8 protein-coding genes are annotated in these 8871 nt (G+C 70.5%); 4 read left to right on the top strand and 4 right to left on the bottom strand.

Annotated elements, in window-relative coordinates:
- The first annotated feature begins 118 nt into the window (after positions 1-118).
- Together B0W88_RS26920 and B0W88_RS26915 are read left to right on the top strand one after the other, a co-directional pair.
- Complete coding sequence (locus tag B0W88_RS26920; RefSeq protein ID WP_077037660.1) at positions 119-1258, top strand: HupE/UreJ family protein; 1140 nt, start codon at positions 119-121, stop codon at positions 1256-1258.
- 51 nt (positions 1259-1309) lie between these two features.
- Positions 1310-3379 carry a TonB-dependent receptor gene (locus tag B0W88_RS26915; RefSeq protein ID WP_077037659.1) on the top strand — a complete coding sequence of 690 codons (2070 nt, stop codon included), beginning with the start codon at positions 1310-1312 and terminating at the stop codon, positions 3377-3379.
- 12 nt (positions 3380-3391) lie between these two features.
- On the opposite strand, the gene pobA is transcribed toward B0W88_RS26915, so the two are convergent.
- Entirely contained in the window at positions 3392-4561 is a 1170-nt protein-coding gene (gene pobA, locus B0W88_RS26910; RefSeq protein WP_077037658.1) for a 4-hydroxybenzoate 3-monooxygenase, read from the bottom strand.
- A gap of 104 nt (positions 4562-4665) precedes the next feature.
- Between pobA and B0W88_RS26905 the strand changes: the two genes are divergently transcribed.
- Entirely contained in the window at positions 4666-5556 is an 891-nt protein-coding gene (locus B0W88_RS26905) for a helix-turn-helix domain-containing protein (protein WP_077037657.1), read from the top strand.
- Positions 5557-5568: 12 nt separating this feature from the next.
- On the opposite strand, the gene B0W88_RS26900 is transcribed toward B0W88_RS26905, so the two are convergent.
- Positions 5569-6264: a GntR family transcriptional regulator gene (locus B0W88_RS26900; RefSeq protein ID WP_077037656.1), complete on the bottom strand. Its 696-nt coding sequence runs from the start codon at positions 6262-6264 to the stop codon at positions 5569-5571.
- A 5-nt stretch (positions 6265-6269) separates the two neighbouring features.
- A complete protein-coding gene (locus B0W88_RS26895) occupies positions 6270-7622 on the bottom strand; it encodes a C4-dicarboxylate transporter DctA (protein ID WP_077037655.1) in 1353 nt (450 codons plus the stop codon).
- A 276-nt stretch (positions 7623-7898) separates the two neighbouring features.
- On the opposite strand from B0W88_RS26895, the gene B0W88_RS26890 reads away from it, so the two are divergent.
- Positions 7899-8288, top strand: coding sequence for a nuclear transport factor 2 family protein (locus tag B0W88_RS26890; protein WP_198937948.1), 390 nt, complete (start codon positions 7899-7901; stop codon positions 8286-8288).
- Here the strand turns inward: B0W88_RS26890 and B0W88_RS33870 are convergent.
- Positions 8266-8871, bottom strand: a 606-nt coding sequence (locus B0W88_RS33870) for a glycosylhydrolase-like jelly roll fold domain-containing protein (protein WP_369973940.1), incomplete at its 5' end; no start/stop codon positions are given. The two genes, B0W88_RS26890 and B0W88_RS33870, sit on opposite strands and share 23 nt — an antisense overlap.

The following is an 8871-nucleotide window of genomic DNA, read 5'->3' as shown; positions in this document are numbered from 1 at the left end:
ATGCGCTGCTGCTGGCCCGCGCGGCGGCCGCCGCCGGACAGCCCGCCGCGGCCGAGCCGGTGCGGCAGTTCCGCCGCGAGACCGGCTTCACCGACCAGCGGCTGGCGCAGGTGATGCCATGAGGTGGCTGTTGATCGCCGCGCTGGGCCTGCTGGCCGCCACCGCCCAGGCCCACAAGCCCAGCGACGCCTACCTGCGCCTGGCGCTGCACGGCCAGGTGCTGGAGCAGCGACTGGACATCGCGCTGCGCGACCTGGACCGCGTGCTGCAGCTCGACACCGATGACGACGGCACGCTCAGCTGGGGCGAGGTGCGCAGCCGCGCGGCCGAGATCGAGGCGCTGGCCGCGCAGGGGCTCAAGGTCGAGCTGAAGGACGCCGCCGGCGCGCCCTGCCCGGCCGGACCGCTGCAGCCGCTGCAGCTGGACAGCCACAGCGACGGACGCTACCTGGTGCTGCGCCGCAGCTACGCCTGCCCGGCCGCGGCGCAAGACCTGACCCTCGGCTACCGGCTGTTCGCCGCCGACGACCCGACGCACCGCGTCGTCACCCATCTGGAGCTCGGCCAGGCGGGCAGCCAGACGCTGGTCATCGCCCCGGACGGCCAGCCGCATCGGCTGCCGCTGGGCGCCGCCGCGCCGGGCCTCGGCAGCTTCTTCACCGAAGGCGTGCATCACATCTGGGCCGGCTACGACCACATCCTGTTCCTGCTCTCCCTGCTGCTGCCGGCGGTGCTGGTCCGTCCGTCGAGGCAATGGGAGCCGGCCCCCCGGCTGCGCCCGGTGCTGGGCGAGGTGCTGGGCGTCGTCACCGCCTTCACCGTGGCCCACTCGATCACGCTGGCGCTGGCCGCCTTCGACATCGTCAACCCGCCGACCCGCTGGATCGAGTCGCTGATCGCCTTCAGCGTGCTGCTGGCCGCGCTGAACAACCTCTGGCCGGTGCTGGACAGCGGCCGCTGGCGCATCACATTCCTGTTCGGCCTGGTGCACGGCTTCGGCTTCGCCAGCGCGCTGAAGGACCTGGACCTCGGCGGCCTCGCGCTGGCCGGGCCGCTGGTGATGTTCAACCTGGGCGTGGAGGCGGGGCAGCTGGCGATCGTGGCCGGCTTCATGCCGCTGGCCTGGGCGCTGCGCAAGCGCCCGGCCTATGCGCCGGGGCTGCTCGGCGGCGGCTCCGCGGCGATCGCGCTGCTGGCCGGCGTGTGGCTGGTGGAACGCGTGTTCGACCTCCAGGTCTTGTTCATACAGCCGTCGTAAAGAACTTTTAAGCTGGCTCCTCACAACCCGAACAAGAAGCGAACCACTCCCATGACCGGATCCAAGACGGCGCGCCGCCGGTTTCCGACGCTGCCGCTGCTGCTGCTCGGGGTCGCCGGGGCCACTCCGCCAACCGCCAGGGCCGATGAAACCGAGATGCCGGTGACCGTAGCCGCCGTGCGGCTCGATCGGGTGGAAGTCGAGGGCCGCCACTACGACAACGCGATCGGCAGCTCCGACGCCGCGTCCGAGGGCGTCATCCGCGCCGAGCTGCTGAAGAGCCGGCCCGCGCTGCGCCCGGGCGAGGTGCTGGAGTTCGTGCCGGGCCTGATCGTCACCCAGCACTCCGGCGACGGCAAGGCGAACCAGTACTTCCTGCGCGGCTTCAACCTCGACCACGGCACGGACTTCGCCACCAGCGTCAACGGCCTGCCGGTCAACATGCCCACGCACGGCCACGGCCAGGGCTACTCGGACCTGAACTTCCTGATGCCCGAGCTGGTGGAGCGCATCGAATACCGCAAGGGGCCGTACTTCGCCACGACGGGCGATTTCGCCTCGGCCGGCTCGGCCGACATCGCCTACCGCACGCGGCTGGACGCGCCCTTCGCGGCGCTGACGCTGGGCGAGAACGGCTTCCGCCGCGGCATCGCCGCCGGCTCCACCGCGCTGGGCGGCGGCCTGCAGCTGCTGGGCGCCGTCGAGCTGCAGCGCAACGACGGCCCCTGGACCGTGCCCGAGGGCCTGCACAAGAGCAACGGCCTGCTGACCCTCAGCGGCGGCGACAGGGCGCGTGGCTGGAGCGCCAGCCTGATGGGCTACAGCGCCCGCTGGACCTCCACCGACCAGATCCCCGAGCGGCTGGTGGACGCCGGCAGCTACCAGGGCAGGCCCTTCGGCCGCTTCGACTCGCTGGACCCGAGCGACGGCGGCGAGACCCGCCGCAGCAGCATCTCCGGCGAATGGCACGAGCGCAGCGAAGCCGGCAGCACCCGGGTCGCCGCCTACGCGATCGACTACCGGCTCAAGCTGTTCTCCAATTTCACCTACGCGATGGACCGGCCGGACAGCGGCGACCAGTTCTCGCAGCAGGACCGGCGCCAGGTCTACGGCTTCAGCGCCAGCCGCGCGGTCGACCACAGCATCGGCAGCCTGCCGGCGCGTACCGAGATCGGCCTGCAGCTGCGCCAGGACCGCATCCGCGTCGGCCTGTTCGACACGGTGCAGCGCCAGGTCATCGGTACCGTGCGCGACGACCGGGTCAACGAGGGCCTGTACGGCCTGTACGCGCAGACGGCCGTCGAGCTGGCGCCCTGGCTGCGCAGCGTGGTCGGCCTGCGCGCGGACAGCGCGCGCTTCGCGGTGGACGGGCTCGGCAGCAGCCATGACGCGAAGCTCTCGCCCAAGCTCAGCCTGATCGCCGGCCCCTGGGCGAAGACCGAGCTGTTCTTCAACGCGGGCCGGGGCTTCCACAGCAACGACGCGCGCGGCGTCGTCGCCGGCGTGCCGGGCCTGGTGGCCTCGCGCGGCATGGAACTGGGCGCGCGCACCGAATGGCTCCCCGGCCTGCAGAGCTCGCTGGCGCTGTGGAAGCTGGACTTCGACTCGGAGCTGGTCTATGTGGGCGATGCCGGCACGACGGAGCCGAACCGGCCCAGCAAGCGCCGTGGCCTGGAGTGGAACAACCGCTGGATCCCCCTGCCCTGGCTGCTGGTGGACGCCGACCTGGCCTGGACCCACGCCCGCTTCTCCGACGCCGACCCGGCCGGCAACCGCATCCCGAACGCGGTGGACAAGGTCGGGTCCATCGCGGTGACGGTGCGCGAGCTGGGGCCCTGGTCGGCCAGCCTGCAGTGGCGCTACCTCGGCTCCGGCGCGCTGGTCGAGGACAACAGCGTGCGCTCGCATGCCTCGCTGACGACCAATATGCGGCTCACGCGCAAGTTCGGCCGCAGCACGGAACTGACGCTGGACGTGTTCAACCTGCTGGACCGCAAGCTCAACGACATCGAGTACTTCTACGAGTCGCAGCTGCCCGGCGAGACCGCGCCGGTGGCGGACCGGCACATCCATCCGGCCGAGCCGCGCTCGCTGCGCCTCACGCTGAGGACCTCGTTCTGAACCTCGTCATCATCAGGCCGGCAGGCCCACGTAGTTCTCGGCGATGACGCGGCGGCCGGCGTCGGAGTGCAGCAGGTAGTCCAGCTCGGCGTCCTGCATGCGCACCTCGAAGGGCGAGTGATCCGGGAACTGGTGCAGCAGGCCGGTCATCCACCACGAGAAGCGCTCGGCCTTCCACACCCGCTGCAGGCAGCGGGCCGAGTACGCCTCCACGCCGGCCCCGTCGCCCTTGTAGAAATCGCACAGCGCCTGCCAGAGATAGCCGACGTCGGAAGCCGCCAGGTTGAGGCCCTTGGCGCCGGTCGGCGGCACGATGTGCGCGGCATCGCCGGCCAGGAACAGGCGGCCGCAGCGCATCGGCTCGGCCACGAAGCTGCGCAGCGGCGCGATGCTCTTCTCGATCGACGGGCCGGTGACCAGCTGCGCCGCCGTGTCGGCAGGCAGCCGGCGCTTCAGCTCGGCCCAGAAGGCCTCGTCCGACCACTGCTCGGCCCGGTCGCTGCTGGGCACCTGTACGTAGTAGCGGCTGCGGGTGGTGCTGCGCTGGCTGCACAGCGCGAAGCCGCGCGGATGCCGGGCATAGATCAGCTCGTGCGCCACCGGCGGCACGTCCGCCAGCACGCCCAGCCAGCCGAAGGGGTACATGCGCTCGAAGGTCTGCAGCCGTTCGGCCGGGATGCTCGCGCGGCAGACGCCGTGGTAGCCGTCGCAGCCGGCGATGAAGTCGCACTCGATCTCGTGCAGCGTGCCGTCCTTGCGGTACTGCACCCGCGGCCGGCTGCCGGATTCGAAGTCCAGCACCGTCACCTCCTCGGCCTCGTAGATGCTGGGCCGTCCGGCGGCGGCGCGGGCCTGCATCAGGTCGCGCGTCACCTCGGTCTGGCCGTAGACGGTCACGTGCCTGCCGGTCAGCGCCTGCAGGTCGATGCGGTGGCGCTGGTCGCCGGCGCAGAGCTCGAAGCCGTCGTGCGGCAGGCCGTCGCGGTGCAGGCGCCCGGCGGCATTGCAGGCCTCCAGCAGGCTGACCGTGATCGGCTCCAGCACGCCGGCGCGGATGCGGCCCAGCACGTAGTCGCCGCTGCGCTGCTCGACGATGACGTTGTCGATGCCGGCGGTGCTCAGCAACTGGCCCAGCAGCAACCCCGCGGGGCCGGCTCCGATGATCGCGACCTGGGTGCGCATGTTCGATGTCTCCTTCTGGCCTCAAGTGTGCGTTCCGGCAGCGCCGCGTTCAATGGACGCAGGGCGCATAGACTTGCAGAAATCGAACATTCACGCCCGGCACGATGCAATCCCCGCTCCCGACCTATTCGATCTACGGCGAACACGGCCGCACGATGGACGTCGACTGGCTGCACTGCGAGTCGATCGCCGAGCGCAGCCGCCTGCACGACTGGGAGATCGGCGCGCACCGGCACGAACTGCTGGTACAGCTGTTCTGGATCGAGAAGGGCCGCTGCGGGCTCAGCCTCGACGGGCAGGAGCAGCAGGTCCAGGGGCCCTGCGTGCTGCTGGTGCCGCCGCCGGTCGTCCACGGCTTCCACTTCGAGCCGCGGCTGCAGGGCCAGGTGGTGACGGTGCTGGCCCAGCACCTGTCCAAGCTGCTGGCGGAGGAACCGGCGCTGGAGCGGCGGCTGCTGCAGCCGCGCGTCCAGCCGCTCGATGCGGCGCAGGCCGCCGCGGTGGGCGCCGCCTTCCGCGCGCTGCGCGAGGAGTTCCGCAGCGCCGGCGACTGGCGCTCGCTGGGCGTGGACAGCGCCTTGCTGCGGCTGCTGGTGACGCTGGCGCGGAACCTGCCGGAGCCGCCGGCCGCCGCGGGCTCCCGCCAGGGCGCACGCGGCCTGCAGCATGTGCGGCGCTACCGGGCCCTGGTCGAGGAGCGCTTCCGCCAGCAGCCGCCGGTGTCCGCGCTGGCCCGCGAGATCGGCATCACGACGACGCAGCTGAACCGGGTGTGCCAGGCGGCGCTGGGCTGCAGCTCGATGGCGGTGCTGCACGCGCGGCTGGTGCTGGAAGCGCAGCGCGAGCTGGCCTACACGACGATGAGCATCAAGCAGATCGCGCACGACCTCGGCTTCGCCGACGCGGCCTACTTCACGCGCTTCTACCAGGGCAGGACGGGCCTGTCGCCGTCGCAGTGGCGCAGCGCGTGCGGCAAGGGGCTGGCGGCGGTGTGAGCGCCGGCCCGCTCAGGGCTTGGCCAGCCGCAGGGGCGTGAGCGTGGCGCGCAGCCGCGCCTTGTCGTCGTCGCCGGCAGCCGAGGATTCGCTGAGCGCGCCCTGGACGCTGCCGATGTGCTCGCGCATCAGCTGCTCGGCCTGCGGCATGTCGCCGGCGGCCAGGGCCTCGACGATGGCGGCGTGTTCCTCGCAGGACTGGGCGGCGTCATGGGTCGACTGGTACAGCAGCGCCACCAGCGTGGTGCGCGCGGTGAGGTCACGCATGACGTCGGCCAGCAGCCGGTTGCCGAAGCATTCGGCCATGCACACATGGAAGTCGGCCAGCAGGAAGGTGCGCGTGGCCGCGTCCCCCTCGGCGATGGCCGCGCGTTCCTCCGCCACGTGCTGGCGCAGCCGGCGCAGCACCGACTGCAGCGGCCGCCCAGCCTCGCGCAGCAGGCCCGTCTCGATGGTGCGGCGGGCCGCGAAGGCATCGCGCGCCTCCTCGAACGACGGCTCCACGACGTACCAGCCCTTGCGGGTCCTCACCTCGACGAATCCCCGGGCCTGCAGCTGCATCAGCGCTTCGCGCACGAGGGTGCGGCTGACCCCGAACAGCTCCGCCAGTTCCTGCTCGCCCAGGCGCTCGCCCGGGGCGAGCTTCTGGGCCAGGATGGCCTCGACCACGCGCTGGGCGATCTGGGTCTGGTTGGGTCGTGTGGTCATGGTGCTCATGTCGCTGCGGCGGCCGAGCCGGCGTTCCCGGGTGCGGCGGATGCGGCGGGTGCGGCGGGTGCGGTATCGCCGGCTTCGAGCCTGTCGCTGAACTCGCCGTCGAGCACGGCCTTGGCGCGCGCTCGGTCGATGTCGCCCTCCCATGCGGCGACGACCACCGTGGCCACGCAGTTGCCGATCAGGTTACCCACCGCGCGGGCGATGCCCATGAACCAGTCCACCGACAGCACGAGCACCAGGCCGATCGCGGGAATCACCGGCATGGCCTGGAGCGTGGCGGCGAGCACCACGATCGCCGAGCCCGGCACGCCGTGCGCGCCCTTGGAGGTCACCAGCGAGATGGCAAGGATGGTGAGCAGGTCGGCCGTGGAGACCGGCGTGTTGGTGGCCTGCGCGATGAACAGTGCGGCCAGCGTGATGTAGATGGAGAAGGCGTCCAGGTTGAACGAGTAGCCGGTGGGGATGACCAGGCCCACCGTCGAGTCGCGCACGCCCATGTGGCGCAGCTTGGCCATCACCTGGGGCAGCACGCTGTCGGACGAGGTGGTGGCGAACACCACCGCCAGTTCCTCGCGCAGATAGCGCAGCAGCTTGAACAGCGACAGGCCCGAGAGCCGCATGATCGACCCGAGCACCACGACCACGAACACCGCGACCGACGCATAGAACAGCACCACCAGCATGCCCAGCTGCTTCAGCGAGCCGATGCCGTACTTGCCCACGGTGAACGCGATGGCGCCGAGCACGCCCAGCGGCGCCAGCTTGATGATCAGCCCCATCATCTTGAACAGCACCTGCGACGTGTCGTCGATGAAGCCGGAGATGACGCGGCCACGGGCGCCGAGCATCGACAGCGCGCAGCCGAACAGCACGGCGAAGACCAGCACCTGCAGCACGTCGCCCTTCGCGAAGGCATCGATCACGTTGCTCGGGATCAGCTTCATCAGGAACTCGGCGGCGCCGCCACCGGTGAGCTTGCTGGCCGTGTCGGCATAGCCGGCCATCGCCTTGGCATCGAGCGTCTTCGGATCGACGTTCATGCCCGCGCCCGGCTGGAACACAAAGGCCATCAGCAGCCCGATGCCCAGCGCGATGGTGGTCACCACCTCGAAGTACACCAGCGCCTTCACGCCCACCCGCCCGACGCGGCGCAGGTCCCCGGCGCCCGCGATCCCGTGCACGACCACGCAGAACACCAGCACCGGGATGATCATCTTGATCAGCTTGATGAAGCCGTCCCCCAGGGGCTTGAGCTTCAGCGCGCCCTCGGGCCAGAACAGGCCGATCAGGACGCCCGCGGCGAGCGCCAGCAGGACCTGGGCAAACAGGGAACGTAGGAACTTGGGCATGCGGGTTCTCCGGTTGATTTGGCTTGTATGCCTGCTTGAGCTCAACGCTTGCATACAAGCAATGTAGGCAAGAAAAACCACTCCATATCACGTGGAAACCCTTGGTATTGGGTACGGCAGGGTCAGAACTGCTTTCGATTTCCGGGTGCCAGGTGCACGGGGCTTCCGACCCGCACCGGATCATCAATTCCAGGTATCCATGCAAGTGACTTCTCCAGGGGGCGAGTCGTCTCTAGAGTCCTCACGATGCAGGGCCTTCGCCCTCCAGGAGCCTCGATGACCGACGCCACGACCGAAGAAAACCGCAAGATCGTCGAACGCTTCGTCGATCTGGTCTACCGGCAGAAGAAGACCCGCGAGGCCTTCGAAGCCTGCGTAAGCGCCGATCGCTACATCCAGCACAACCCGAACATGCCGGACGGCCGCGAGGCGGCGATCGAGATGCTGGCGCCCAAGTTCTCGGCGCCGGGATTCCACGCGGAGGTGTTGCGCGTCCTGGTCGACGGGCCGCTGGCCGTGGTGCATCTGTTCGCACGGGGTGCGCCGGAGCAGCGCGGCGCCGCGGTGGCCGACATCTTCCGCCTGGAAGACGGCCTGATCGTCGAACACTGGGACGTGCTGCAGCCGGTGCCGGAGCAGGCGCTCAGTCGGCACCCGATGTTCTGACGCGGCCGGTGTCGATAAGGCGCACCGGGCCGAGCAGGCCGGAGGGCCGCAGCGGGGCATCGGCGGCGTAGGTCGGGCCGGTGCTGAAGGCGACGGGCGTGGCGACGCCAGGCTGCTGGTCGCCGATCAGGCGGTTCACCCAGAGGTTGCTGAGCTTCAGCTGGAGCTCGTTCGTCCCCGGCCGGAGCAGCTTGCTGACGTCCAGCCTGTACGGCGCTTTCCAGGCGATGCCGGCGGGCCGGCCGTTGATGCTCAGTTCCGCCACCTCGGCGACGGTGCCGAGGTCGAGCATCAGCGTGCGGAGCAGCCAGCCCGCATCGACATCGAAGCTCGCGGTGTAGGTGGCCGTGCCCGAGAAGTAGCGGATGCCCGGATCGTCGGCGCGCGACCAGTCGACCAGCGCATCGATCCGCAAGGGCCCGGCAGGCGCGCCGCGGCCCGGCATGAACTTCAGGGTCCAGGGGCCGTCCAGCGTCGCGAGGGTCTGCTCGGCGGCGGGCGCGACTGGCCTCGAAGGCGCCGATGCCGGGCCGCGCAGGACGACGAAGACGGCGTCGTGCGCACGCAGGGCCAGCGGCAACTC

Origin of the sequence: Pelomonas sp. KK5, assembly GCF_001984095.1 — a bacterium.
Taxonomy (GTDB): Bacteria; Pseudomonadota; Gammaproteobacteria; order Burkholderiales; family Burkholderiaceae_C; genus KK5.
Note: the sequence above shows the minus strand (reverse complement) of the source record. Positions and strands in the feature narration are given on the sequence as shown.